The following is a 23932-nucleotide window of genomic DNA, read 5'->3' on the forward strand; positions in this document are numbered from 1 at the left end:
GAGGAAAGCCATCCAGCGGCGATCTCGGAGTTCCGGCGGCCGATCGATATCGCTTGCGCCGCCGGGCTGGTCCCGAGGCCTCCGGAGTCGGAGCCGGTCGATCAACCGACGCCGGAGACCTCGCGCGTCAGAAGCTCTGCCCGCGAACCCTGTTCATACGCTCGGCCGCCCTTCTGAACGGGAGCCGGGTGCCGTTCACTGGGGCCCTGAGACGCACGGACTCGGAAGCGCGGACATCGTGGCCAGGTCGCAGATTCCACTGGTCAATATCTGCAAAGGGGCGGCGACCATGAGCACGAGAATTCCGATGATGTCGCCGCGCTCGAGGTAGTACAAGCCCGTGCGCGCCGCCGCCGATCCGGAGTCCGCCGCCGACGAGCCGGTTCCGGCCGCGACGGTGGTCACCGGGGCGGAGCTGATCGGTTCGGCCGTCGCACCGGCCGCGGTGACGACGAGAGTCGCCGCTGCGGCCGAGGCGGCGGCGAGCCGAAGGGGGGTACGCATCATCGCGCTCCTCTGTTCGTGAATCGTTGTTCACATACTACCGTGCATCCGTGCCGTCTTGTCTGCGGAATCGCAAAGCTACCGGCTCCCGAGGGGTAGGGATCGGCCCGCGGCGACGAATAGAAGACTGGCTCTAAACAGCGCATAAGGTCGGTCGCCGAATGTCGAAGCTGTCATGCGGCACGAGTGGGGCACTTACAGCGCCATCGCGGCGCCAACGGTTCTACTACTCATATATTTCGCGAATATTCAGTCACATACGGGTGGGTCGTACCCGAAAGCTTGGTAGCCCGTCGAGTCGGTGCCGTCTCCGGGCGCCGGTCGTGTCGGTGGCCCTCGACAAATTACGCCACCTGACTTAATCTCGCGGTGACGAAGAGCGGAGACAGATGGCACGCCACAGCGACGCGGCCCGGCGGGCTCTGATGGACGCGGCCGAGGAACTGTACGGCCGCCACGGCATCGACCAGGTCTCCAGCCGGCGTATCGCGGAGCGCGCGGGCAATGCCAACCACTCCGCGGTCGCCTACCACTTCGGCGATCGGGACGGATTGATCGGCGCCATGCTGGAGCGTTACACCGAGCAGTCCGAGCCGATGCGGGCCGCCATGCTGGCCGCGCTCGGACCGGAGCCCACCCTGGTGGAATTACTGCGCTGCCTGATCGTCCCGGCCGTCCGCAGCCTGGCCGACCGGCCCGCACCGTCGTGGCGGGCGCGGTTCGTCAACCAGGTGCGCGCCACGCCGTCGACGGCGGCGCTACTGGAGCGGCCGATCGGCGGACGCGCGGCCACCGACGCGATCATGGCGGCGACCCGGGAACGGTTGCGGTCCATCGACCAGCGAGTGCTGGACGGGCGCGGCTGGATTCTCACCCGGATGGTGTTCGAGGTCTGTGCCGCCTACGAAGCCGAGGTCGCGGCGGGGGAGCGGGAGCCCGACTGGGCGGCATTGGGCTGTTTCCTCACCGACGCGGCGGCCGGGATGCTCGCCGCGCCGGTCACCGTCTCCGACGGGTTCGCCCCGGACCCGTCGTTTCTTCGCATCTGAGAGGATCTGTCATGGCAGGACGTGTAGCAGGCAAGGTCGCGCTGATCACCGGCGCGGCGCGGGGGCAGGGCCGGGCACACGCGGTGCGGCTGGCCCAGGAGGGCGCCGACATCATCGCGATCGACCTGGCCGGGCCGCTGCCCGGCGTGCCCTACGACTCGCCCACCCCCGACGACCTGGACGAGACTGTGCGGCAGGTGAAGGAGGCAGGCGGACGGATTGTCGCCACCATCGCCGACGTGCGTGATATCGACGCCTTGCGCTCGGCCACCGACGCCGCGGTCGCCGAACTGGGCAGACTCGACATCGTGATCGCCAATGCCGGCATCTGTATCCCGGCCGCATGGGACGAAATCACCCCGCAGGCGTTCCGGGACACGATCGACACCAACGTGATCGGAGTCTGGAACACGGTCATGGTCGCCGCCCCGCACGTGATCGCGGGCGGCTGCGGCGGCTCGATCGTGCTCACCAGCTCCTACGCCGGGGTGAAGATGCAGCCGTTCATGGTGCACTACACCGCCAGCAAGCACGCGGTGACCGGGATGGCGCGGGCCTTCGCCGCCGAACTCGGCAAGCACGAGATCCGGGTCAACAGCATCCATCCCGGCGGTGTGAACACACCCATGGGTTCCGGTGACATGCAGTCCGCGCTCGCCGCGGCGGGGGAGACCAACCCGCTGCTCAACGGGATGGGCACCCCGTTCCTGCCGCGCTGGGCCGCGACCGCCGAGGAGATCGCCGACACGGTGCTGTTCCTGGTCGGCGACGAATCGAAGTACATCACCGCGGTGCCGCTGTCCATCGACGGCGGCGCCGCGCACTTCTGAGGCGGACCCGCCGCGAGCGAGCAGCGCGCGGCGGGGCGGCGGTCAGCTGCCCCGGTTCTCCGACTTGATCATCCACGCCAGCTTCTCCAGCGAGGCGATGACCTGATGCAGCAGATCGCTGGTGCTGGGGTCCTCGGCGTCCACGGCGTCGTGCACGTCGCGGATGGTGTCGATCGCCGCGTAGGTCCGCGTCGTGATCAAATCGACGACGTCGGTGGTGTTCACCTCTCGAGCGGGAAAGGGCGGCAGGCTCGTCGTCGCGGCGACGGTGTCGGAACGCCCGTCGGGGACGGCGTCGAGGGCTCGCATCCGCTCGGCGATGGTGTCGCTGCTCTCGCGGGCCGCGTCGACGAGTTCGTCGAGCTGTAGGTGCAGGTCGCGGAAGTTGGTCCCGACGACGTTCCAGTGCGCCTGCTTGCCTTGCCGATGCAGTTCGATGAGATCGGCGAGCACGCGCTGTAGGCCTGCGGCCAGCCGGGGGGAAGCGGTGAAATTCCGGACATCGTCGGCGAGGCGGCGATTGGTCCGCTGCTCGGTCCGAGGTGCGGCAGTCATGGTTGTACTCCTTTCGGAATCCTTCGGTAGGACCAACCGCCGCTTTATTGGAATCATTCCAGAATGTACTGTCGGGTGGGTCACTGCGCTACGGATCGACGTAGCGGTTTTCGCTGGTCAACCGCCGTCCGCCGATCAACGACAACGGCAGGCTCGGTCGCGCCGCACTCGAGCAGGTGTAAGCCCGTTAAGAGGCGGTGGGTTTCGTCCGAGCGCGGCTGACTTCCGTGGCCGTCTCACGGGCCGAGCGGAGTTGGACAGGGGGCAGCGGCGTGTCCGGCGCGGCCCTACACTCGACGCACACACACGCTTTCGACGGAGGTGATCGGCGGTTGAATCCCATGGATCCGCGCGACCAGCACACCGCACGTTACGAAGCCGGTTACCAGCCGGGAAATTACCGTGATCCCGGGTACGGCCAAGATCACGGGTACAGCCAAAGCCCTGGGCAGGGCCGGGATCCCGGATACGGCCAGGGGGCCGGGTACGGCCGGGAGCCCGACTACAACGCGTACCAGCAGTCCGAACCTCCGGACCAGCAGCGATCCCGGCCGCCGCAGGGGCCGGAGGTCAACATCGGCATGTTCACCGGCGGTGTGATCGCGGCGGCGGTGGTGACCGCGCTGGCGGCCTGGCTGTGCGCCTGGATCATCGAAATCATCGCCACCAGGGTGAGCGAGAGCGGCAATTTCGGGGTGTGGAACCCGATGGCCCAGGACGCGTACTGGTTCGCGGTGGTGGCCTTCATCTGCGCGCTGCTCGGCGGGGTGCTCTGGTATCTGCTTCGCCTGGGCACTCCGTCACCGGAACTGTTCTTCAGCTGGATCGTGGGAATCCTCACCGCCGCGGCGGTGATCATTCCACTGGCCCTGTCCAGCGACCTGTGGGTGGGTATCTCGACGGGGATCGAGCATTTGGTGATCGGGCTGCCCATCTTCAGCCTGGTGCGCATGGTGGGCGCGAAGAGCATCGTGTATCCGTGACGAACGAACCGGCAGCGTAGGCGCAACCACGACGTTCCGCCGTTCCCAACAGGCATCGATGCGGTTGACGGGCCGATCAGTTCGCGGTGCCGGGCAGGCGCACGGTGAATTCGGTGTGGCCGGGTTCGCTGGCCACCGAGATGTCACCGCCGTGCGCCTTGACGACGGCCGCGGCGATCGCCAGACCGAGGCCGGTGCTGCCCGCCCGCCGAGAGCGCGAGGGGTCGCCGCGCGCGAAACGGTGAAAAACCTTGGGCTGCAATGCTTCCGGTATGCCCGGGGCCGTCGTCGGTCACCCGTAACACGGCTCCTCCGTCGCCGTGGAAGTTCAGCCGAAGCGGCTGACGACGATCACGGTGACCTGGCCGTCGGCGAGTTCGCTGCGAGCCAGAGCCGTATCGACGATGTCCTCGATCCGCCCGAGTCCCGGCACCTCGCCGATCGCGAAGTTCTCACCGTCGATGTCGTCGAAGGCCGAAACCCGCACGGGTTGCGGCGCACTGAGCGCACCGAGGGTGAACGAGTAGTCGTCGAGTCGGCGGGATCCGTCCGGATCGCGCGCCCGCAGTCGAACGGCCGCTTGCCGTGCGGTGAGATCCGGCCGAGCGGAAAGGAATCGAGTCACCTGGTTCGGCTGATCGACCGACACCAGGCGGAACCGGGTGGAATCCGGCGCGGTCAGCAGGATGACATTCGCGTGGAAATCAACGATTCCCAGACGCTCTCGCACCGCGGTGATCGCCGCTTCCGTCAGCCCGTTCACCAGTCCGCCGCCCCGCGCCCGCAAATCCTGTTCGAAGTCGCCGCGGTCGACCGCCCCGATACATCCACCGGCGCTCAGCACGACCAGACACAGTGCGGCCCTCAGCCACCTCCGACGGCCCATACCGGAGTGCTAAACGCCTACTGGTCATACGCGACGTCGATCCGGCCACCCGCACCTCATCGGCGATCCGAGCGAAGCCGTCTCGCCTCGGCTCACAAGGTGAATCGGCGTCCCTTCGCGGCCCATTCGCCTCGCCCGCGCTGCGTGATGGTCCAGCGACCGCGGTGGCGGCAGTCCATGATCAAACCGCGCGACTGCAGCCGCAGCAATGCGCTGCGTACCGACCATGCGGTCAGTCGCGCCTGCTGAGCCAGTTGCTCGACGGTGAGCAATCCGCCTGGCGCCAGCACACCCAGCACCGCGAAATCGGCGGCAGTCCTGGGTCGTCTAATCATGTCGGAGCCCTTTCCCTAGGGGGAGAAAGGCAGCCCGGGATCGACGCCGGCGCCGTGGCCCCGAGTTGCCGAATCGACGGTAGAAGCCATAGCGGTACCGCCGCCACGACTTTGCGCGACTTTGCGAAGTGCGTTGACCCGCAGAGCCTCCGGTAGGGACGATTGCACGACATCGTCCGCCAGCTCTCGCAAAGGATCAGCTATGAACCTGCGACTTCTCGGATCCGGATCCGATCATGGAGCTTGTCCCGCCGTGTACGCGAGCGACACCGGCGTGCTCGTGGTGCAGGGCGATGCCACCGACCGCACCGGGACGGTCCTGGTGCCGCACCAGCTGCTGGACTGGCTGGAGCCGGGAATGTGGCTACGGGTGGAGGCGAGCGGAACCTGTGGGTCGGTGCTGGTGGCCGGGGAACCGGTCACCGATCCCGAGTTGCTCGCCCAGCTGACTCTCGAATGTCACGAAACCGCCGTGGTGGTGCGCTGATGCTGCACGTCGTCGGCGACCGCTGCTACGAGCCGCTGTTCCGGGCGGCTCGGTTCCGCGCGTTCCATCTGGAGGTTCGGGATCAGTACCTGATGGACGACGAGCAGGAGGCGTTGCGCCGCTTCGATGCCGGAGTAGCGTACGAGCGAGAGGAACAGCCCGAGTCGTGGAAAGCCTGGGATGGCCTGATGGTCGAGTCAGCCGGTCGCGGGGTCGCGCTCGAACGACTACGTGTCGTGACGGTGCCGCACACGGACTACACCCGGTGGCTGTTGTCGGCGACCGACGACAACATCGCCACCGGCGAGGCGGTGCGCTGGCTACCGCGACATCTGGTCGATCCCGCCGATCTGCCCTACGACGATTACTGGCTTTTCGACACGAACACGGTCGCCTTCAACACCTTCGCCGAGGACGGGGCGTTCACGGGGTTGTCGATCACTACCGACCCGGCGCTGGTGGCCCGCTACTCACGGGTGCGGGAGCGGCTGTGGCCCAAGGGCATCGACCATCAACGATATTGCGAGAGTGAGCACGTAGGCGAGTGAACGGTGTGTCGGACGCACGCGAGGTGCTGGGCGCGCGCCTGCGTGAACTACGTCGCGCCGCCCACCTCACCGGCTTGGAACTGGCCGCGAGGTGCGGCTGGCATTCGAGCAAGGTCTCCCGGATCGAGGGCGGCAAGCAGACGCCTTCGGAGGCGGACCTCGCCGCGTGGTGCGAGGCGTGCGGCAATACAGCGGTGCTCGACGATCTGGTGGCCAATGCGCGCAATCTGCAGTCGATGTACCTGGAGTGGCAGCGCACCGTCGCCTCCGGACACGCTCGCAGGCAACGACAGTCGATCGACCTGGAGGCGCAGACCACGCAGATCCGCTGGTACGCGCCGGACACGTTGCCGGGACTGCTGCAAACCGAGGGCTACGCGCGGGCGATCCTGACCGCCTGCATCGCCGTCACCGGCGGACGCGACGACCTGGAGGACGCGGTGGCCGCGCGCATGGCCCGCAAGCAAGTGCTCTTCCGGGCCAAACACCGGTTCCACTTCGTGGTCAACCAGGCCGCGCTGTGGCGCACGGTCGGCGACGCCGCCACCATGACCGAGCAACTCACCCACCTGCTCGCGGTGATGGCCAATCCGAGGGTCCGGCTGGGCATCATCCCGATCTGTGCGGACTACCGCGCCCCCGCGACGAACTTCGTCATCTACGACCGGGCGCAGGTGCTCACCGAGACGGTCTCGGCCGAACTGACCATCACCCGGCCGTCGGAGATCGCCCTGCACGAGCGAACCTTCGCGATCCTCGCCGACCAAGCCGAGTACGGCGATCGCGCCAGGGCCTTGATCGCGAAGGCCCTGGAACGCAGGCGCGGCCCCTGAGCGCACCGAAGCGCGGAAACGGCAATGCCGCCGCTGTCGCCCAGCGACGGCATCGCAGTGGCCGAGGCTCGTCAGCGGACGAATGTCGCCGCCTGATCGGCGAGGTCGAGCAGCGGCTGCGGGAACACACCGAGCGCGAACGTGACCGCCGCGGTGATCGCCACGATCGTCGTCGTCATCGGCGGGGTGACCAGCACCGGAGCGTCGGCGGGCGGGTCGGTGAAGAACATCAGCACGATGACCCGCAGATAGAAGAACGCCGCGATGGCACTGCAGATCACGCCGATGACGACCAGCGCTGCCGCGCCGCCCGACGCGGCGGCCTCGAACACGGCGAACTTGCTGACGAAACCGCTGGTGAGCGGCAAACCGGCGAAGGAAAGCAGGAACAGCGCGAAAACCGTGGCCAGCCACGGGGAGCGGCGGCCGAGCCCCGCCCACCGGGGCAGGCCGGTGGCTTCGTCGCCGTCCGGTTCGCGAACCAGGCTGACCACGGCGAACGCGCCGAGCGTGCCGATACCGTAGGCCGCCAGGTAGAACAGCACCGCCGCGACACCGCGGTCGTTCGCCGCCACCGGGCCGGTGAGCAGGAAACCGGCATGTGCCACCGAGGAATACGCGAGCATTCGCTTGACGTCGGTCTGCGTGATCGCCATGATCGCGCCCACGGCCATGGTGGCGATCGCGACAGCCGCGACGATCGGCCGCCAGTCGTCGCGCAGGCCGGGCACCGCGACCTGCAGCACCCGCACCAGCGCGCCGACCGCCGCGATCTTGGTGGCCGCCGCCATGAAACCGGTGATCGCGGTGGGAGCGCCCTGGTACACGTCGGGCACCCAGGACTGGAACGGCACCGCGCCGATCTTGAACAGCAGACCGACGGCGAGCATCGCGACTCCGAGCACCGCCAGCGTCGCATTGTCCGGATGCTGGGCGATGGCGTCCGCGATGCCGCCGAGCCGCACCGTGCCCGCCTGGCCGTACAACAGCGCGACACCGTAGAGGAAGAACGCCGAGGAGAACGCGCCGAGCAGGAAGTACTTCAGCGACGCCTCCTGCGACAGCAACCGCTTGCGCCGGGCCAGTCCGCACAGCAGATACAACGGCAGCGAGAGCACTTCGAGCGCGACGAACATGGTCAGCAGATCGTTGGATGCCGGGAACAGCATCAGCCCGCCGACGGCGAGCAGCGTCAAGGGGAACACCTCGGTGGTCGCCACACCCGCGCGCAGCGCCGCCGTTTCGGCCGCGCTGCCGGGCACCGCCGAAGCCTGTGGCGTGAACGCGTCCACACCGCGCTCGCGGGTGGCGGCGGCCCGGCTCCAGGTTCCCGGCCCGGACCGCGCCTGCTGACGAGGCTCGGCGCCGCGCTCGGCGATGAGCAGGATGGCGAGGATCGACACGACCAGGATCGTGCCCTGCAGGAACAGCGTCACACCGTCGATCGCGACCGCACCGGCGACGGCGGTGGATTCGGTGCCCGCCAACGCCACCACGGCGATCAGTGCGGCGGCCAAGGCCGCCACGCTCAGCACCAGGTGAACGGTATAGCGGTAGCCGCGGGCGACGAACGCTTCGGCCAGTACGCCGAGCACGGCGGCGCCGAACACGATGAGCATGGGAGACAAGGCGCCGTATTCGATGCTCGGCGCGGGGACGCTCGCGGCGAGTGTCGTAGCGGAGGCGAGGTCGTTCATTTGTGGGCACCTCCGGGATGGTGGGCCGAGCCCGCTTCGGGCGGTGGGGGCGTCGAGGGCGCGGGATCGTTGCGGCCGATGGTGGTGAGGGTCTGGCTCACCGCGGGATTGATGAAGTCGGTGAGGACTTTCGGATAGATGCCGAGGAACAGCAGCGCGGCGATCAGCGGGACCACCACGACGACTTCGCGCGGCGCCAGATCATAGATCCGCTCGTTGCCCTCCTTCACCGGTCCGGTCATCATCCGCTGGTAGAGCCACAGCACATAGAGGGCCGCGAGTACCAGCGCACTGGCGGCGATCACGGCGGCGAACCCGTAGCGGGTGAATGTCCCGATCAGCACCAGGAATTCGCTGACGAACGGGGCGAGCCCGGGGAGCGACAGCGTCGCCAGACCGGCGATGAAGAACGTCCCTGCCAGCACCGGGGCCACCTTCTGCACCCCGCCGTACTCGGCGATGAGCCGGGTCCCCCGCCGCGAGACCAGGAATCCGGCCACCAGGAACAGCGCGGCGGTGGAGATGCCGTGGTTGACCATGTACAGCGTGGCGCCGGTCTGGCCTTGGCTGGTCATGGCGAAGACACCCAGGATGATGAAGCCGAAGTGGGAAATCGAGGTGTAGGCGATCAGCCGCATCACGTCGGTCTGCCCGATGGCGAGCAGCGCGCCGTACACGATGCCGATCACCGCGAGCGTGATCACCAGCGGCGCATAGGTGTCGGACGCGTCGGGGAACAGCAGCAGGCAGTAGCGCAACATACCGAAGGTGCCCACCTTGTCCACCACCGCCATCATCAGCACCGCGCTGGACGGCGTGGCCGCGACGGCGGCGTCGGGCAGCCAGGTGTGCAGCGGCCACAGCGGCGCCTTGACCGCGAAGGCGAACATGAAGCCGAGGAACAGGGCGTTGAGCACCGCGGGTCCGGCGCCGAGTTGCCCGGCGTTGGCGGCGGCGACCACCGTGCGGAAGTCGAACGTGCCCGACGAACCCTCACCCAGGCCTTCCCGGGCGGTGAGCACGTACAGCCCGATGACCGCGGCCAGCATGATCAGCCCGCCGAACAGGTTGTAGAGCAGGAATTTCACCGCCGCGCGGGAGCGCTGCCTGCGCAGCAGCGCGTCCCCGGTGCGCGGCCCGAACCCGCCGATGAGGAAGTACATCGGGATGAGCATCGCCTCGAAGAACACGTAGAACAGCAGGATGTCCAGGGCGACGAAGGAGATCAGCACCATCGCCTCGACGAGCAGGGTGAGCGCGACGTAGGTGTGGGCCACCCGTCTACCGCTGCCGACTTCGCGATCGTCGTGCCAGCCCGCCAGGATCAGCAATGGCACCAGCGCCGCGGTCAGCAGCACCAATACCAGCGCGATGCCGTCCAGCCCGAGGGTGTACCCCGCGCCGAACGCCGGGATCCACCGATGGGATTCGACGAACTGGTACTGCGCGCCGGCGGTGTCGAAGCGCACGGCGAGCGCGATGCCGATTCCCAGCACCAGCACCGAGAAGCCCAGCGCCACCGCACGAGCGAGGGTGCGCCGCGCGGCGGGCAGCGCGAGCACGATCGCCGCACCGACGACCGGGACCAGCCACAGCGTCGTCAACCAGGGAAACTCGTTCACCACAACCTCACCGCCAGCAGGGCGGCGGCCACCAGGGCCGCGCCGGTGAACATGGACAGGGCATAGGAGCGCACGAATCCGGACTGCACTCGCCGGGCCCGCGCGGACAACCCGCCGATCAGCGCCGCCGTGCCGTTGACGACGCCGTCGATGCCGCGGTTGTCGAGGAAGACCAGCGCCCGGGTCAGGTGCTGTCCGGGCCGCATGAACCCGGCTTCGTTGATCGTGTCGCCGTACAGATCGCGCCGCGCCGCGACGGTCAGCGCGGAGACGGATTCGGGCGCGGTCTCGGGAACCTCGCGCTGCGCGTACTGCGAGTAGGCGACCGCGACCCCGACGGCGACCACGCCGAGCGCGAGAATCGTGACCAGCGCCGCCGGAACGGTTTCGGTGCCGTGGTGGGCGCCGACGACCGGTTCGAGCCAATTCTGCAGCGAGGAGCCGAAGACGAACACCGCACCGGCTCCGATCGAGCCGAGGGCGAGCAGGATCATCGGACCGGTCATCACCGCGGGGGATTCGTGCGGGTGGGTGTCCGGTTTCCAGCGGCGCTCGCCGAAGAACGTCATCAGCATGACCCGCGTCATGTAGAACGCGGTGAGCCCCGCGCCGAGCAGCGCCGCCAGTCCCAGCGCGATCCCGCCCGGGCCGCCTTGGTTGAACGCCGCCTCGATGATCCGGTCCTTGGAGAAGAACCCGGCGAACGGCGGCACCCCGATGATGGCGAGGTAGCCGAGGCCGAAGGTGACATAGGTGATCGGCAGCAGAGTGCGCAGTCCGCCGTAGCGGCGCATGTCGGTTTCGTCGTCCATCGCGTGCATCACCGAACCGGCGCCGAGGAACAGCCCGGCTTTGAAGAACCCGTGGGTGAGCAGATGCATGATGGCGAAGGCGTATCCGGCGGGCCCGAGCCCGGCCGCCAGCACCATGTAGCCGATCTGGCTCATCGTGGAGGCGGCGAGCGCCTTCTTGATGTCGTCCTTGGCGCAGCCGATGATCGCGCCGAACAGCAGGGTGACCGCGCCGACCAGCACCACGCCGAGGCGCGCGTTCGGTGCGAGATCGAAGATCGCGTTGGAGCGCGTGATCAGGTAGACGCCCGCGGTGACCATGGTGGCCGCGTGGATGAGCGCCGACACCGGGGTGGGGCCCTCCATCGCGTCGCCGAGCCAGGACTGCAGCGGCACCTGGGCGGACTTGCCGCACGCGGCCAGCAGCAGCAACAGGCCGATCGCGGTGAGCGTGCCCTCGCTCGCACTGGGCGCGGCGCCGAACACGACGCCGAAGTCGACCGACCCGAAGGTCGCGAACATCACCATCATCGCGATCGCCAAGCCCATGTCACCGACCCGGTTGACGACGAACGCCTTCTTGGCGGCCGTTGCCGCCGAAGGCTTTTCGTGCCAGAACCCGATGAGCAGGTAGGAGGCCAGGCCGACGCCCTCCCAGCCGAGGTAGAGCACGAGGTAGTTGTTCGCCAGGACCAGCAGCAGCATGGCCGCGAGGAACAGGTTCAAGTAGGCGAAGAACCGCCGCCGTGCCGGATCGTGGCTCATGTAGCCGATCGAGTAGACGTGGATCAGCGAACCGACGCCGGTGATCAGCAGCGCGAAGCACATCGACAGCTGGTCCAGCTGCAGCGCGAAATCGACCTGGAGGCCGGTCACCGGGACCCAGCTGAACAGGTCCTCGCGCACCGCGCGGTCGGCGGTGTCGCGCCCGAGCATGTCGGCGAACGCGAACACCGCGACCCCGAACGAGGCCAGCGCCATGACGGTGCCGAGCAGATGACCCCACTTGTCGGCGTAGCGTCCGGTCAGCAGCAGGACGATCGCGCCCGCCAGCGGGAGGGCGGGCAGCAGCCACAGCGTTGCGGTGTCCACGTCAGAACTTCAGCAGGTTGGCGTCGTCGACCGAGGTCGAGCGGCGGGTGCGGAAGATGGTCATGATGATGGCCAGGCCGACGACGACCTCGGCCGCGGCGACCACCATCGTGAAGAACGCGAACACCTGACCGTCCAGGTCGGCGTGCATCCGGGCGAAGGTGACGAACGCGAGGTTCACCGCGTTGAGCATGAGTTCGATGCACATGAACACGACGATGGCGTTGCGCCGCAGCAGCACTCCGGCCGCGCCGATCGTGAACAGCAGGGCGGACAGGAACAGGTAGTTCTCGGGATTCACCGGTTGCCTTCCTCGTCGCTGGGGTTGTCGGTCCCGTCCGATGCGGGCGTGGTGCCGACCGAGATGACGGCCGCTTCGGTGAGCGCCCTGGTGCGGCGGTGCCGCAGGATGGTGCTGACCGACAGTTCCTCGAACGACCCGTCGGGCAGCCGCGCGGGGACGTCCACCGCGTTGTGCCTGGCGTAGACGCCGGGAGTGGGCAGCGGGGTCGCGCGGTGCCCTTTCTCGCGGAACCGGCGGCGCGACAACTCACGTTGATCGGTACGGGGCCCGAACTGCTCGCGGTGGGCCAGCACCATGGCGCCGATGGTGGCGGTGATCAGCAGGGCGCCGGTGAGCTCGAAGGCCCACACATAGCGCAGGAAGATCAGCTCGGCCAGTTCGGCGATCACGTTGCGGCCGGGGAATCCGTTGGCGGGAAAGGTGATTCCGGATTCGCGCACGCCGTGGGCGATTCCACCGCTGAGCAGCAACCCGAAGCCGACGCCGACCGCGGCGGCGGCGAGCCGCTGTCCGCGGATCGTTTCTCGCAGCGATTCGGCGGAGTCGACGCCGACGAGCATCAGCACGAACAGGAACAGCATCATGACCGCGCCGGTGTAGACCACGATCTGCACGACGCCGAGGAACAGCGCGTCCTGGGCGATGTAGAACGCGGCCAGCGCGATCATCGTGGCCGCCAGGCACAGCGCGGAGTGCACCGCTCTGGGGGCGAACACCATGCCGAGCGCGCCGAGCACCGCCACCGGGGCGAGGATCCAGAAGTGGACGGTCTCGCCGGTGGAGGCGCGGGTCAACGGCTCCGCCGCCAGGATCAAGTCGGTCACCGTGTCGCTCCTTCCGCGGCCGCGGCGGCGGGTTGCCGCGGCGCCTCGCCCGGGTGGGGGACCGCCGTGGCACCGTTGGTGGCCGGTGCGTCGCCGGGTACCCGGCCGAGGTAGTAGTCCGCTTCGTCGGCGCCGGGGTGCATGGCGTGCGGTGGCGCGGTCATCCCGGGCTCCAGCGGCGCCAGCAACCGATCCTTCTCGTAGATCAGGTCGGCCCGGTTGTCGTCGGTCATCTCGTAGTCGTTGGTCATCGTGAGCGCCCGGGTGGGGCAGGCCTCGATGCACAATCCGCAGCCGATGCAGCGCAGGTAGTTGATCTGATAGACCCGCCCGTACCGTTCACCGGGCGAGAACCGCTCGGTCTCGGTGTTGTCGGCGCCTTCGACGTAGATCGCGTCGGCGGGGCAGGCCCACGCGCACAGCTCGCAGCCGATGCACTTCTCCAAGCCGTCGGGATGCCGGTTGAGCTGATGCCTGCCGTGGTAGCGCGGCGCGGTCGGCGTCTTCTGCTCCGGATAGAACTCGGTGTTCGGCTTCTTGAACATGGTCGCGGCGGTGACCGCGAACCCGGCCAGCGGCTCGAACAAACCGGCCTTGGTGCGGGTGGCGTCGCGCGCGTGGGCGTCGGCGGGCAGCGGCGGCACCGGGAACCCGAGGAATACCGTCGAATCGGTGGCTTCCGCGGCCGCGGGTTCCTCGACCTGCGGCGGTGTTCCCATGGCCCGGCCCGCCCGCAGGAACTGCAGCACCAGCAAGCCGGTGACCACCAAGCCGCCGATCACCAGGATCGGAGTCTGCACCGGGTAGCCCTCGGCCTGCAGCACCCGTGCGGTGGCCACCACCATGACCCAGGCCAGCGAGGTCGGGATCAGCAGTTTCCAGCCGAGATTCATGAACTGGTCGTAGCGCAGCCGGGGCAGTGTGCCGCGCAGCCAGATGAATACGAACAGGAATGTCCAGACCTTGGCGGTGAACCACAGCACCGGCCACCAGCCGGAGTTCGCGCCGTCCCACATGTTCAGCGGCCACGGTGCGTGCCACCCGCCCAGGAACAGGGTGGTGGCCAGCGCGGAAACCGTTCCCATGTTGACGTATTCGGCCAGCATGAACATGGCGAACTTGAGCGAGGAGTACTCGGTGTGGAAGCCGCCGACCAGCTCGCCCTCGGCCTCGGGCAGGTCGAACGGCGCCCGGTTGGTCTCGCCGACCATCGAGACGCAGTAGATCAGGAACGACGGCAGCAGCAGGAACACATACCAGGTGCCCTCCTGCGCGGACACGATGCCGGAGGTGGCCATGGTGCCGCCGAGCAGGAACACGGTCGCGAAGCACAGCGCCATCGCGATCTCGTAGGAGATCACCTGCGCGGTCGAGCGCAACCCGCCCAGCAGCGGATAGGTGGAGCCCGACGACCAGCCGGCCAGCACGATGCCGTAGACGCCGATGGAGGTGATCGCGAGGATGTACAGCACCGCCACCGGCAGATCGGTGAGCTGCAGCGGGGTGGTGACGCCGAAGACCGACACCTCGGGTCCGAGCGGGATCACCGCGAACGCCATGAACGCCGGCACCACCGCGATGACCGGCGCCAAGATGTAGATCGGCTTGTCCACGATCGCCGGGACGATGTCCTCCTTGAGGGCCATCTTCACGCCATCGGCGATGCTTTGCAGCGACCCGAAGGGGCCGGTCCGGTTCGGGCCGATCCGCATCTGCATGCGTGCCACGATCTTGCGCTCCGCGAGCACCGCGATCAGCGGAATCAACATCAGATAGACGAAGATGGCCACGGCCTTGGCGATCACCAGCCACAGCGGGTCGTGTCCGAAGCCAGCGGGGGTGTACGGATCGGAGGCAGCGGCGTGCGTGACCGCCGACGCGGTGACGAGCGTGGCGAGCTCACTCATGACGGTGCTCCTTCATCCTCTCGTCGGCGTGCCGCAGATGCACGATCGCGCCGGGCTGAACGGCGAGCTGCTCGGCGATGGAGCAGCCGGGCGAGTGCTGCGGCAGCCACACCACGCGGTCGGGCAGGTCGCTGATCATCAGGGGGAGCGTGACCTCCCCGCGGCTGGTGGCGACGGTGACCGGATCGTCGGGCTGTACGCCGAGTTCGGCGGCGGTGACGGCCGACAGGCGCACCATCGGCGGCCGGGCGATGCCCGCCAGGTTCGGTTCGCCGTCCTGCATGCGTCCCGCGTCCAGCAGCATGCGCCAACTGGCGAGCACCGCGGTGCCGGGCTCGGGCCGCGGCAGCGGATGCGGCTGGTGGGTGGGCGCCGTGACGGGCGCGCCGTCCCACGCGCCGAGTTCGTCGAGTTCGGCGCGGGCGGACTCGACGTCGGGCAGGCCCAGCCGCACCGACATCTCCTCGGCGATGGCGTGCAGCACCCGTTGATCCGACAGCGGCGCGGACCGGCGGCGCACCATGTCCTCGCCGAGCGCGGCGGCGAACGGGCGCGGCCTGCCCTCCCAGGTGCGGAAGGTGCCGGATTTCTCCATGGCCGCGGCCACCGGGAACACCACGTCGGCGCGTTCGGTGACCGGGCTGCGGCGCAGTTCCAGGCTCACCACGAACCTGGCCGCGTCGATCGCGGCCAGCGCGGCGGCCGGGTCGGGCAGGTCGGCGACGTCGACCCCACCGATGACCAGTGCGCCGAGGCCGGACGCGGCCTCCAGGATGGCCGTCGTGTCGCGACCCGCGCCGACAGGCAGTTCCGGCACGTTCCAGACGGCTCGAACCTGTTGGCGGGCACGGGGATCGGCCACCGGCCTGCCGCCGGGGAGCAGGCCGGGCAGGGTGCCCGCTTCGACTGCACCGCGTTCGCCCGCCCGGCGCGGCACCCAGGCGAGGGCGGCTCCGGTTTCGTCGGCGAGGCGCACGGCGGCCGACAATGCGCCCACGACCCCCGCCATCCGCTCACCGACCATGATCACCGCACCGGGTTCGCGCAGCAGCCGGGCCAGATCGGCGAGCTGGGCGGGATCCGCTCCGGGCGTGGTGATCTCGCCGGCTCGGATGGCGTCGAGCAGATGCGGTTCGGCGCCGGGCACGGCGCGCATCAGCCGTCCGGACATGCGCTCGAGCCCGCGCGAGGAGTACGGCGCCAGCGAGTAGATCGGCAGGCGGCGCTTGCGCGCGGCCTTGCGCAATCGGAGGTAGACGATCGGCGACTCTTCTTCGGGTTCGAATCCGACGAGCAGGACGACCGGTGCGGCCTCCATGCTGTCGTAGGTCACCGTGGCGGACCGGCCCGCGACGCGGGCGGCGAGGAAGTCGGCCTCTTCCGCCGAATGCGCGCGGGAACGGAAGTCGATGTCGTTGGTGCCGAGGGCGACTCGCGCGAACTTGCCGTAGGCGTAGGCGTCCTCTTCGGTGACCCGGCCGCCGACGAGCACGCCGGCGTTGCCGAACGACGCGGCCAGTCCCTCGGCGGCCGCGGCCAGCGCCTCCGACCAGGAGGCCGGTGCGAGTTCGCCGTCCCAGCCGCGCACCAGCGGGGTGGTGAGCCGATCGGGTTCGGTGGCGTAGGCGAACGCCCAGCGGCCTTTGTCGCAGTTCCACTCCTCGTTGACCTGCGGGTCGTCCCCGGCCAGCCGGCGCAGCACCTTGCCGCGCCGGTGGTCGGTGCGCTGCGCGCAACCGGAGGCGCAGTGCTCGCAGACGTTCGGGCTGGACACCAGGTCGAACGGACGCGCGCGGAATCGGTAGGCGGTGCCGGTGAGCGCGCCCACCGGGCAGATCTGCACGGTGTTGCCGGAGAAGTAGGAGTCCAGGGGTTCGGCCTGCGCGGTCCCGACCTGTTGCAGCGCACCGCGGTCCATCAGCTCGATGAACGGATCCCCGGCGATCTGCTGGGAGAAACGGGTGCAGCGGGCACACAGCACGCAGCGTTCGCGGTCCAGCAGCACGGCTGTCGACAGCGGAATCGGTTTCGGATAGGTGCGTTTGCGTCCGTCGAACCGGGATTCGGCGCGGCCGGTGGACATCGCCTGGTTCTGCAGCGGGCACTCACCGCCCTTGTCGCATACCGGGCAATCGAGCGGATGGTTGATCAGCAGCAGCTCCATCACGCCCTCCTGCGCCTTGTCGGCCGCGGGAGAGGTGAGCTGGGTGCGCACCACCATGCCGTCGGTGACGGCCATGGTGCAGGAGGCGACCGGTTTGCGCTGTCCCTCGACCTCGACCAGGCATTGACGGCAGGCGCCGACCGGGTCCAGCAGCGGATGGTCGCAGAAGCGGGGGATCTGGATGCCGATCAGTTCGGCGGCCCGGATCAGCAGCGTGCCGGGCGGCACGCTGACGGCGGTGTCGTCGATGGTCACGGTCACCAGATCGGCGGGCGCGGGACCGCCGGTGCGGTCACCCACCGTGGCAGGCCCACTCGTCGCCCGACCGCCACCCCTGATCGAATCGCTGCGCGATACCGGTTTCATCGGACCTCTTCTCCTGACTCGGCCCACGCGGTGGAGCGCGCCGGGTCGAATGGGCATCCGCCGAGCCGCAGGTGTTCGGCGTACTCCTCGCGGAAGTACTTCAGCGAGGAGATGATCGGGCTGGCCGCGCCGTCGCCGAGGGCGCAGAACGACTTGCCGTTGATGGTGTCGCTGATGTCGAGCAGCTTGTCCAGGTCGGCGGTGACGCCCGCGCCCGCTTCGATCCGTTGCAGCAGCTGCACCAGCCAGTAGGTGCCCTCCCGGCACGGGGTGCACTTGCCGCAGGATTCGTGCGCGTAGAACTCCGTCCAGCGCAGCACGGCGCGCACCACGCAGGTGGTGTCGTCGAAGATCTGCAGGGCCTTGGTGCCGAGCATGGATCCCGCGCCCGCGACGCCTTCGTAGTCCAGCGGCACGTCGAGGTGTTCCTCGGTGAACAGCGGCGTGGACGAACCGCCCGGGGTCCAGAACTTCACCCGGTGCCCGGCGCGCACGCCGCCCGCGTAGCCGAGCAGTTCGCGCAGCGTGACGCCCAGCGGCGCCTCGTACTGCCCCGGCCGGGCCACGTGCCCGGAAAGCGAGTAGAGGGTGAATCCGGGTGACCTCTCGCTGCCCATCGAGCGGAACCACGCGATGCCGTTGCGGATGATGGGCGGCACGCTGGCGATGGATTCGACGTTGTTGACCACGGTCGGGCAGGCGTAGAGACCGGCGACGGCGGGAAACGGCGGGCGCAGGCGAGGCTGGCCGCGGCGGCCTTCCAGCGAGTCCAGCAGCGCGGTCTCCTCGCCGCAGATGTAGGCGCCCGCGCCGGCGTGCACGATCAGCTCGAGGTCGTAGCCGGAGCCGAGGATGTCGTGCCCGAGGAAGCCCGCCTCGTAGGCCTGGGCCACCGCGGCCTGCAACCGTCGCAGAACCGGCACCACCTCGCCGCGCACGTAGATGAACGCGTGCGCCGCGCGGATGGCGTAGGCGGCGATGACGACGCCCTCGATCAGCGTGTGCGGCGAGGCGAGCATGAGCGGAATGTCTTTGCAGGTGCCGGGTTCCGACTCGTCGGCGTTCACCACCAGGTAGTGCGGTTTGGTGACGCCGTCGGGCCCGGGGCCCTGCGGGATGAAGCTCCACTTCATGCCGGTGGGGAAGCCCGCGCCGCCGCGGCCACGCAGGCCCGCGTCCTTGACGGTCTGGATGATCTGGTCCGGTTCCATCCGCAGGGCGGTGCGCAGCGCCTGGTAGCCGTCGTGGCGCAGGTAGGCGTCCATCGTCCAGGACCGCGGATCGTCCCAGTGGGTGGTCAATACCGGCGTGAGCGTCATCGCGGGCCCTCCGGATCCTCTTGCGGCGCAGGGGCTTGCATGCCCTGTTCGCGGGCGATCCGCAGACCGGCGAGCGTGGCCGAGCCCGCGGCGCCGTCGAGCACGCCGGGGCGCTCGTCCGGGAACCCGGCCAGGATGCGCGCGGTCTGCTTGAACGTGCACAGCGGCGCGCCCCTGGTGGGGGTGACCTGCTGTCCGGCGCGCAGCGCGTCCACCAGGGCGCGCGCGGATTCGGGGGTCTGGTTGTCGAAGAACTCCCAGTTGACCATCACCACCGGCGCGAAATCGCAGGCCGCGTTGCACTCGACGTGCTCGAGCGTGATCGATCCGTCCGCCGTGGTCTCGCCGTGCCCGATACCGAGATGGTGCTCGAGCGTGGCGAGGATGGCATCGCCGCCCATCACCGCGCAGAGCGTGTTGGTGCACACTCCGACGTGGTAGTCGCCGGTGGGGGTGCGCCGGAACATCGAGTAGAAGGTGGCCACCGCGGTGACTTCGGCGCCGGTCAGGCCCAACTGCTCGGCACAGAACTCGATCCCGGTTCCGGTGACGTAGCCCTCCTCGGACTGCACCAGGTGCAGCAGGGGCAGCAGCGCCGAGCGCGGATGCGGATAGCGCGCGATGATCTCCTTGGCGTCGGTCTCGAGTCGCTCCCGCACGAAGGGCTGATAGGGCTCGGGCCGGGTGCCGAGCTTCAGCAGGACTCGCGTCCCATCCGGCACGCGGCCACCGCCGTCGGTGGATTCGCTGTGCGATGTCGGGTTCATCGGTCCACTCCGCCCATGACCGGGTCGATACTGGCGACCGAGGCGATGACGTCGGCGACCATGCCGCCCTCGCACATCGCCGCGACCGCTTGCAGATTGGTGAACGAGGGGTCGCGATAGTGCACCCGGTAGGGGCGGGTGCCGCCGTCGCTGACCATGTGCACGCCCAGCTCGCCGCGCGGCGACTCCACCGCCGTGTACACCTGGCCCGCGGGGACGCGGATGCCTTCGGTGACCAGCTTGAAGTGGTGGATCAGCCCCTCCATGGAGGTGCCCATGATCTTGCCGATGTGCCGCGGCGAGTTGCCGAGGCCGTCCGCGCCGACCTGGAGGTCGGCAGGCCAGGCGATCTTCTTGTCATCGATCATGACCGGGCCGGGCCGCAGCCGGTCCAGGCACTGCTCGACGATCTTCAGCGACTCCTTCATCTCCTCCACCCGGATGACGTAGCGGCCGTAGCAGTCGCACCCGCTGGTGGTGGGGACGTCGAATTCGTAGTTCTCGTAGCCGCAGTAGGGCTGCGCTTTGCGGAGGTCGTGCGGCAGGCCGGTGGCGCGCAGCACCGGGCCGGTGATGCCGAGGGCCATGCACCCCTGCAGGTCGAGATAGCCGATGTTCTGGGTGCGCGCCTTCCAGATCGGGTTGGCGGTGAGCAGGTGTTCCATGTCGCGCAGCCGTTTGGGCAGCAGTGCGAGCAGTTCGCGTACCTTGGTGACCCCGTTGTCGGGCAGGTCCTGGGCCAGGCCGCCGGGGCGGATGTACGCGTGGTTCATGCGCAGTCCGGTGATCGTCTCGAACACGTCGAGGATCAGCTCGCGTTCGCGGAAGCCGAACAGCATCGGCGTCAGCGCGCCGAGTTCCATGCCGCCGGTGGCCAGGGCGACCAGATGCGAGGAGATGCGGTTGAGTTCCATCAGCAGCACGCGGACGATCGTGGCGCGCTCCGGGATCTGCTCGGTGATGTCGAGCAGTTTCTCCACGCCCAGGCAGTAGGCCGTCTCGTTGTAGAACGGCGACAGGTAGTCCATGCGGGTGACGAAGGTGACGCCCTGGGTCCAGTTGCGGAATTCGAGATTCTTCTCGATCCCGGTGTGCAGGTAGCCGATCCCGCAGCGGGCCTCGGTGACCGTTTCGCCTTCGATCTCCAGGATCAGGCGCAGCACACCGTGCGTGGACGGGTGCTGCGGGCCCATGTTGACGACGATGCGTTCCTCGCCCGCGCCTGTCAGAGTGTCGGCCACCTGGTCCCAGTCCTGCCCGGCCACGGTGACCGTGACGGGCTCGGGTGCGACGCCCGCGGCGACGCCGGGCGCGGTGTCGGTGTCGTTCATCAGCTGTAAGCCCTCCGCTCGTCGGGCGGCGGGATGCGCGCGCCCTTGTATTCGACCGGGATCCCGCCGAGCGGGTAGTCCTTGCGCTGGGGGTGCCCGCGCCAGTCGTCCGGCATGGTGATCCGGGTCAGCGAGGGGTGCCCGTCGAACAGGATGCCGAAGAAGTCGTAGGTCTCGCGCTCGTGCCAGTCGGTGGTCGGGTACACCTCGTAGAGCGAGGGAATATGCGGGTCCGCGTCCGGTGCGGAGACCTCCACGCGCACGCGGCGGTTGTGCGTGATCGACATGAGGTGATAGACGGCGTGCAGTTCACGGCCGGAATCCTCCGGGTAGTGCACCCCGTTGACGCCGAGGCAGAGTTCGAAACGCAGGGCGGGATCGTCGCGCAGCGCGCGCGCCACCGGCAGCAGCTGCTCCCGGTGCACGTGCAGGGTGAGCTCGCCGCGGAAGACGATCACCTTCTCCAGCGCCGCGTCCGGGGGAGTGCCTGCGGCGGTTAAGGCGGCGCGCAGCGCGTCGACCACTTGGTCGAAGTACCCGCCGTAGGGGGCGGGCGTGCTGCCGGGCAGAGTGACCGGGCGGACCAGGCCGCCGTAACCGGAGGTGTCACCGGTGCCGGTGACGCCGAACATGCCGCGGCGCACCCCGATCACGTCGGCTCCGCTCTGCGCGGAATCCTCCTCCGGCAGGGTGCCTTCGGGGCCCGCTGTGGCCGCGGCGTCGATCGCGTCGTGCGCGGGCGGGATGTCGGTGTCGTCGGGGGTGTCGAAGGTCATCGCAGCAGACCCTCCATCCGGATGGTCGGCGTCGAGGCGAGCGCGGCCTGTTCGGCGGCGCGGATGGCCTCTTCGCGGTTGACGCCGAGCGGCATCTGCTGAATCTTGGCGTGCAGTGCGAGGATCGCGTTCAGCAGCATCTCCGGCCGGGGCGGGCAGCCGGGCAGGTAGATGTCGACCGGCACCACATGATCGACACCCTGCACGATGGCGTAGTTGTTGAACATCCCGCCCGACGAGGCGCAGACGCCCATCGCCAGCACCCATTTCGGTTCGGTCATCTGGTCGTAGACCTGGCGCAGGACCGGGGCCATCTTCTGGCTCACCCGGCCCGCGACGATCATCAGATCCGCCTGCCGCGGCGAGGCACGGAATGCCTCCATGCCGAAGCGTGCGATATCGAAGCGGCCCCCGCCGGTGGCCATCATTTCGATGGCGCAGCAGGCCAGCCCGAAGGTGGCCGGCCATAGGGAGCCCTTGCGCAGGTATCCGGCGAAATCCTCGACCGTGCTCAGCAGGAAGCCGCTGGGCAGTTTTTCCTCGAGACCCATGTTCTACTGACTCGCTTCCACTCGTCTGCTACGAATTCGGTTGCGCGGCAATCAGTCCCAACTGAGACCGCCGCGCTTCCACTCGTAGGCGTAGGCCACCGAGACGTTGACGACGAACAACGCCATCGCGGCGAGACCGAAGAGACCGAGCGCATCGAAGTGGACTGCCCACGGGTAGAGGAACACGATCTCGATGTCGAAGATGATGAACAACATCGCGGTGAGGTAGTACTTCACCGGGAAGCGTTGTCCCGTAACGTTTCCCGGACCCCCGGCCACGGCATGCGGGGTGGGTTCGATCCCGCATTCGTACGGTTCCAGCTTCGCCCGATTGCGCCGCTTCGGCCCGACCAGGGCCGATAGGGCGATGGAGAACAGCGCGAACGCCGCCGCGATCGCGCCGAGTACGAGCGTCGGCACCTCGATATTCACGACTGCACTTCCCCTCTTGCGAGCTGCAGCTGATAACAGCGTCCGAGGCGGGCTGACGTCGGTGTCCGCCTCGGACGGACTCGCCCCTCGGCTCCACACGGAACCGGTCATTCCTGGATCCGGTTCCATGTGAGGTAGGGCACAGCCTACAACCGAACGGTCGCTCCGCAGCGGGTTTGGGGCCGCCGTTTGATCGAATTCAGTACAAGCATTTATGACCGAAACGGTGGTAATCCGCGCGGACGCTCGCGACGTTGGGTGAACGGTCAGTTGGCTGGTGGCCGACAGCGGATATCGCGACGTCGAATGTGGTCCCGAGCGGGATCAGAGTCGGCAACGGCACTGGATGTAGGGCGCCCGTGAGGGCTACCGAGGGAAGGCCGGGAACGGGGTTTCTCCGCGCCGAAGTGCGGTCGAGGGACGGCCGCGACTAATTCATGATCGCTATGAATGGCCGAGCAGGGGCCCGGTGATCAAGCCGCGGGACGGCTGCGCAGCAGCGCCACAACGGCCTGGGTGAGCCGGAGCGGATCGATCGGATGCGCCACCGCGGCCTCCGCGCGGGACCAGCTCGCCAGCCATGCGTCGTCCGGCCGCCCGGTCAGCACCAGAAGCGGCGGGCACGCGTCCACTTCGTCCTTCAACTGCTTGGCGATACCGAGTCCACCGGTCGGGCTCGCCTCACCGTCCAGAACGGCCAGGTCTATGCCACCGGCATCCATCTGCGCGATCACCACCGGACCGGTGGCGACCTCGAGGTACTCGAACTCCGGTAACTCCGGGCTGGGACGCTTGCCCAAGGCCTGGATCACCTGGCGCCTGGTGTCGGCGTCGTTGCTGTACACGAGAACCCGCAGAGGGGTGGAACGAGGGGAATCGGCCACGAACGGCATGGTACGTCCGCGAGGGCGGACCGCGTGGCAGGTTCGGCGCAGTTGGTTCGCGCGCGTCGTGCGCCGGCAGCGGCATCATCGGCCGA

The 23932-nt window shown here is 68.6% G+C and carries 24 protein-coding genes and 1 pseudogene; 6 read left to right on the forward strand and 19 right to left on the reverse strand.

Annotation, left to right across the window (positions count from 1 at the left end; all coding sequences use genetic code 11):
* Nucleotides 1-195 precede the first annotated feature (195 nt).
* Nucleotides 196-504, reverse strand: a complete 309-nt coding sequence (locus ON29_RS14200; RefSeq protein ID WP_157172775.1) for a hypothetical protein — start codon at nt 502-504, stop codon at nt 196-198.
* 389 nt (nt 505-893) lie between these two features.
* Here ON29_RS14200 and ON29_RS14205 point away from each other — a divergent pair, with 389 nt between their 5' ends.
* Nucleotides 894-1553 carry a TetR/AcrR family transcriptional regulator gene (locus ON29_RS14205; protein ID WP_040866732.1) on the forward strand — a complete coding sequence of 220 codons (660 nt, stop codon included), beginning with the start codon at nt 894-896 and terminating at the stop codon, nt 1551-1553.
* 11 nt (nt 1554-1564) lie between these two features.
* Nucleotides 1565-2383, forward strand: a complete 819-nt coding sequence (locus tag ON29_RS14210; RefSeq protein ID WP_040866733.1) for a mycofactocin-coupled SDR family oxidoreductase — start codon at nt 1565-1567, stop codon at nt 2381-2383.
* Nucleotides 2384-2425: 42 nt separating this feature from the next.
* Here ON29_RS14210 and ON29_RS14215 read toward each other — a convergent pair whose 3' ends face one another.
* On the reverse strand, nt 2426-2938 hold the full coding sequence (locus ON29_RS14215) for a Dps family protein (protein WP_040866734.1): 513 nt from the start codon (nt 2936-2938) through the stop codon (nt 2426-2428).
* A 341-nt stretch (nt 2939-3279) separates the two neighbouring features.
* On the opposite strand from ON29_RS14215, the gene ON29_RS14220 reads away from it, so the two are divergent.
* A complete protein-coding gene (locus ON29_RS14220; RefSeq protein ID WP_040866735.1) occupies nt 3280-3921 on the forward strand; it encodes a DUF6069 family protein in 642 nt (213 codons plus the stop codon).
* A 76-nt stretch (nt 3922-3997) separates the two neighbouring features.
* On the opposite strand, the pseudogene ON29_RS14225 reads toward ON29_RS14220, so the two are convergent.
* The 3 genes and pseudogenes from ON29_RS14225 to ON29_RS14235 all read right to left on the reverse strand — a co-directional run.
* Nucleotides 3998-4226: pseudogene (locus ON29_RS14225) on the reverse strand (sensor histidine kinase); the annotation flags it as partial.
* A gap of 23 nt (nt 4227-4249) precedes the next feature.
* Complete coding sequence (locus ON29_RS14230) at nt 4250-4807, reverse strand: hypothetical protein (protein ID WP_157172776.1); 558 nt, start codon at nt 4805-4807, stop codon at nt 4250-4252.
* A gap of 92 nt (nt 4808-4899) precedes the next feature.
* Nucleotides 4900-5142, reverse strand: coding sequence for a GntR family transcriptional regulator (locus tag ON29_RS14235; protein WP_062968982.1), 243 nt, complete (start codon nt 5140-5142; stop codon nt 4900-4902).
* Nucleotides 5143-5344: 202 nt separating this feature from the next.
* Here ON29_RS14235 and ON29_RS14240 point away from each other — a divergent pair, with 202 nt between their 5' ends.
* The 3 genes from ON29_RS14240 to ON29_RS14250 are packed head-to-tail and all read left to right on the forward strand — an operon-like array spanning nt 5345 to nt 7010.
* A complete protein-coding gene (locus tag ON29_RS14240) occupies nt 5345-5629 on the forward strand; it encodes a hypothetical protein (protein ID WP_040866739.1) in 285 nt (94 codons plus the stop codon).
* On the forward strand, nt 5629-6177 hold the full coding sequence (locus tag ON29_RS14245) for a DUF6879 family protein (RefSeq protein WP_040866740.1): 549 nt from the start codon (nt 5629-5631) through the stop codon (nt 6175-6177). The genes ON29_RS14240 and ON29_RS14245 overlap by 1 nt, the downstream gene beginning before the upstream one ends.
* A 5-nt stretch (nt 6178-6182) precedes the next feature.
* Entirely contained in the window at nt 6183-7010 is an 828-nt protein-coding gene (locus ON29_RS14250) for a helix-turn-helix domain-containing protein (RefSeq protein ID WP_245548953.1), read from the forward strand.
* A 71-nt stretch (nt 7011-7081) separates the two neighbouring features.
* Here the strand turns inward: ON29_RS14250 and nuoN are convergent, their stop codons facing one another.
* The 14 genes from nuoN to ON29_RS14320 all read right to left on the reverse strand — a co-directional run bounded on the left by nuoN (nt 7082) and on the right by ON29_RS14320 (nt 23846).
* Nucleotides 7082-8707: an NADH-quinone oxidoreductase subunit NuoN gene (nuoN, locus tag ON29_RS14255; RefSeq protein ID WP_040866742.1), complete on the reverse strand. Its 1626-nt coding sequence runs from the start codon at nt 8705-8707 to the stop codon at nt 7082-7084.
* Nucleotides 8704-10329 (reverse strand): NADH-quinone oxidoreductase subunit M, encoded by a 1626-nt coding sequence (locus ON29_RS14260; protein ID WP_083863514.1) that lies wholly within the window; start codon nt 10327-10329, stop codon nt 8704-8706. The genes nuoN and ON29_RS14260 overlap by 4 nt, the downstream gene beginning before the upstream one ends.
* Nucleotides 10326-12212, reverse strand: a complete 1887-nt coding sequence (gene nuoL, locus ON29_RS14265) for an NADH-quinone oxidoreductase subunit L (protein ID WP_040866744.1) — start codon at nt 12210-12212, stop codon at nt 10326-10328. Before nuoL ends, ON29_RS14260 begins: the two co-directional genes overlap by 4 nt.
* 1 nt (nt 12213) lies before the next feature.
* Nucleotides 12214-12513, reverse strand: coding sequence for an NADH-quinone oxidoreductase subunit NuoK (gene nuoK, locus ON29_RS14270; RefSeq protein ID WP_040866745.1), 300 nt, complete (start codon nt 12511-12513; stop codon nt 12214-12216).
* The gene (locus ON29_RS14275) at nt 12510-13340 is read right to left on the reverse strand and encodes an NADH-quinone oxidoreductase subunit J (RefSeq protein WP_040866746.1); all 831 of its coding nucleotides are present in this window, start codon (nt 13338-13340) and stop codon (nt 12510-12512) included. Before ON29_RS14275 ends, nuoK begins: the two co-directional genes overlap by 4 nt.
* Nucleotides 13337-15247, reverse strand: coding sequence for an NADH-quinone oxidoreductase subunit NuoH (gene nuoH / locus ON29_RS14280; RefSeq protein ID WP_083863487.1), 1911 nt, complete (start codon nt 15245-15247; stop codon nt 13337-13339). The genes ON29_RS14275 and nuoH overlap by 4 nt, the downstream gene beginning before the upstream one ends.
* The gene (locus ON29_RS14285) at nt 15240-17777 is read right to left on the reverse strand and encodes an NADH-quinone oxidoreductase subunit G (protein ID WP_083863489.1); all 2538 of its coding nucleotides are present in this window, start codon (nt 17775-17777) and stop codon (nt 15240-15242) included. The genes nuoH and ON29_RS14285 overlap by 8 nt, the downstream gene beginning before the upstream one ends.
* Nucleotides 17774-19096, reverse strand: a complete 1323-nt coding sequence (nuoF, locus tag ON29_RS14290; RefSeq protein ID WP_040866747.1) for an NADH-quinone oxidoreductase subunit NuoF — start codon at nt 19094-19096, stop codon at nt 17774-17776. The genes ON29_RS14285 and nuoF overlap by 4 nt, the downstream gene beginning before the upstream one ends.
* Nucleotides 19093-19863: an NADH-quinone oxidoreductase subunit NuoE gene (nuoE, locus tag ON29_RS14295; protein ID WP_083863490.1), complete on the reverse strand. Its 771-nt coding sequence runs from the start codon at nt 19861-19863 to the stop codon at nt 19093-19095. The genes nuoF and nuoE overlap by 4 nt, the downstream gene beginning before the upstream one ends.
* Nucleotides 19860-21194, reverse strand: a complete 1335-nt coding sequence (gene nuoD, locus ON29_RS14300) for an NADH dehydrogenase (quinone) subunit D (RefSeq protein ID WP_040866748.1) — start codon at nt 21192-21194, stop codon at nt 19860-19862. The genes nuoE and nuoD overlap by 4 nt, the downstream gene beginning before the upstream one ends.
* Nucleotides 21194-21970, reverse strand: a complete 777-nt coding sequence (locus tag ON29_RS14305) for an NADH-quinone oxidoreductase subunit C (RefSeq protein WP_174371822.1) — start codon at nt 21968-21970, stop codon at nt 21194-21196. Before ON29_RS14305 ends, nuoD begins: the two co-directional genes overlap by 1 nt.
* On the reverse strand, nt 21967-22521 hold the full coding sequence (locus tag ON29_RS14310) for a NuoB/complex I 20 kDa subunit family protein (RefSeq protein ID WP_040866749.1): 555 nt from the start codon (nt 22519-22521) through the stop codon (nt 21967-21969). The genes ON29_RS14305 and ON29_RS14310 overlap by 4 nt, the downstream gene beginning before the upstream one ends.
* A 51-nt stretch (nt 22522-22572) precedes the next feature.
* On the reverse strand, nt 22573-22953 hold the full coding sequence (locus tag ON29_RS14315) for an NADH-quinone oxidoreductase subunit A (RefSeq protein WP_040866750.1): 381 nt from the start codon (nt 22951-22953) through the stop codon (nt 22573-22575).
* A 473-nt stretch (nt 22954-23426) separates the two neighbouring features.
* On the reverse strand, nt 23427-23846 hold the full coding sequence (locus ON29_RS14320; RefSeq protein WP_040866751.1) for an Rv3143 family two-component system response regulator: 420 nt from the start codon (nt 23844-23846) through the stop codon (nt 23427-23429).
* Nucleotides 23847-23932 lie beyond the last annotated feature (86 nt).

The organism is Nocardia exalbida NBRC 100660, assembly GCF_000308575.1.
GTDB classification, from domain to species: Bacteria; Actinomycetota; Actinomycetes; order Mycobacteriales; family Mycobacteriaceae; genus Nocardia; species Nocardia exalbida.

Coding starts and splice junctions, on each gene's coding strand:
- ON29_RS14200 (WP_157172775.1), bottom strand. CDS start 504: ATGCGTACCCCCCTTCGGCTCGCCGCCGCCTCGGCCGCAGCGGCGACT.
- ON29_RS14205 (WP_040866732.1), top strand. CDS start 894: ATGGCACGCCACAGCGACGCGGCCCGGCGGGCTCTGATGGACGCGGCC.
- ON29_RS14210 (WP_040866733.1), top strand. CDS start 1,565: ATGGCAGGACGTGTAGCAGGCAAGGTCGCGCTGATCACCGGCGCGGCG.
- ON29_RS14215 (WP_040866734.1), bottom strand. CDS start 2,938: ATGACTGCCGCACCTCGGACCGAGCAGCGGACCAATCGCCGCCTCGCC.
- ON29_RS14220 (WP_040866735.1), top strand. CDS start 3,280: ATGGATCCGCGCGACCAGCACACCGCACGTTACGAAGCCGGTTACCAG.
- ON29_RS14230 (WP_157172776.1), bottom strand. CDS start 4,807: ATGGGCCGTCGGAGGTGGCTGAGGGCCGCACTGTGTCTGGTCGTGCTG.
- ON29_RS14235 (WP_062968982.1), bottom strand. CDS start 5,142: ATGATTAGACGACCCAGGACTGCCGCCGATTTCGCGGTGCTGGGTGTG.
- ON29_RS14240 (WP_040866739.1), top strand. CDS start 5,345: ATGAACCTGCGACTTCTCGGATCCGGATCCGATCATGGAGCTTGTCCC.
- ON29_RS14245 (WP_040866740.1), top strand. CDS start 5,629: ATGCTGCACGTCGTCGGCGACCGCTGCTACGAGCCGCTGTTCCGGGCG.
- nuoN (WP_040866742.1), bottom strand. CDS start 8,707: ATGAACGACCTCGCCTCCGCTACGACACTCGCCGCGAGCGTCCCCGCG.
- nuoH (WP_083863487.1), bottom strand. CDS start 15,247: ATGAGTGAGCTCGCCACGCTCGTCACCGCGTCGGCGGTCACGCACGCC.
- ON29_RS14285 (WP_083863489.1), bottom strand. CDS start 17,777: ATGAAACCGGTATCGCGCAGCGATTCGATCAGGGGTGGCGGTCGGGCG.
- nuoF (WP_040866747.1), bottom strand. CDS start 19,096: ATGACGCTCACGCCGGTATTGACCACCCACTGGGACGATCCGCGGTCC.
- nuoE (WP_083863490.1), bottom strand. CDS start 19,863: ATGAACCCGACATCGCACAGCGAATCCACCGACGGCGGTGGCCGCGTG.
- nuoD (WP_040866748.1), bottom strand. CDS start 21,194: ATGAACGACACCGACACCGCGCCCGGCGTCGCCGCGGGCGTCGCACCC.
- ON29_RS14305 (WP_174371822.1), bottom strand. CDS start 21,970: ATGACCTTCGACACCCCCGACGACACCGACATCCCGCCCGCGCACGAC.
- ON29_RS14310 (WP_040866749.1), bottom strand. CDS start 22,521: ATGGGTCTCGAGGAAAAACTGCCCAGCGGCTTCCTGCTGAGCACGGTC.
- ON29_RS14320 (WP_040866751.1), bottom strand. CDS start 23,846: ATGCCGTTCGTGGCCGATTCCCCTCGTTCCACCCCTCTGCGGGTTCTC.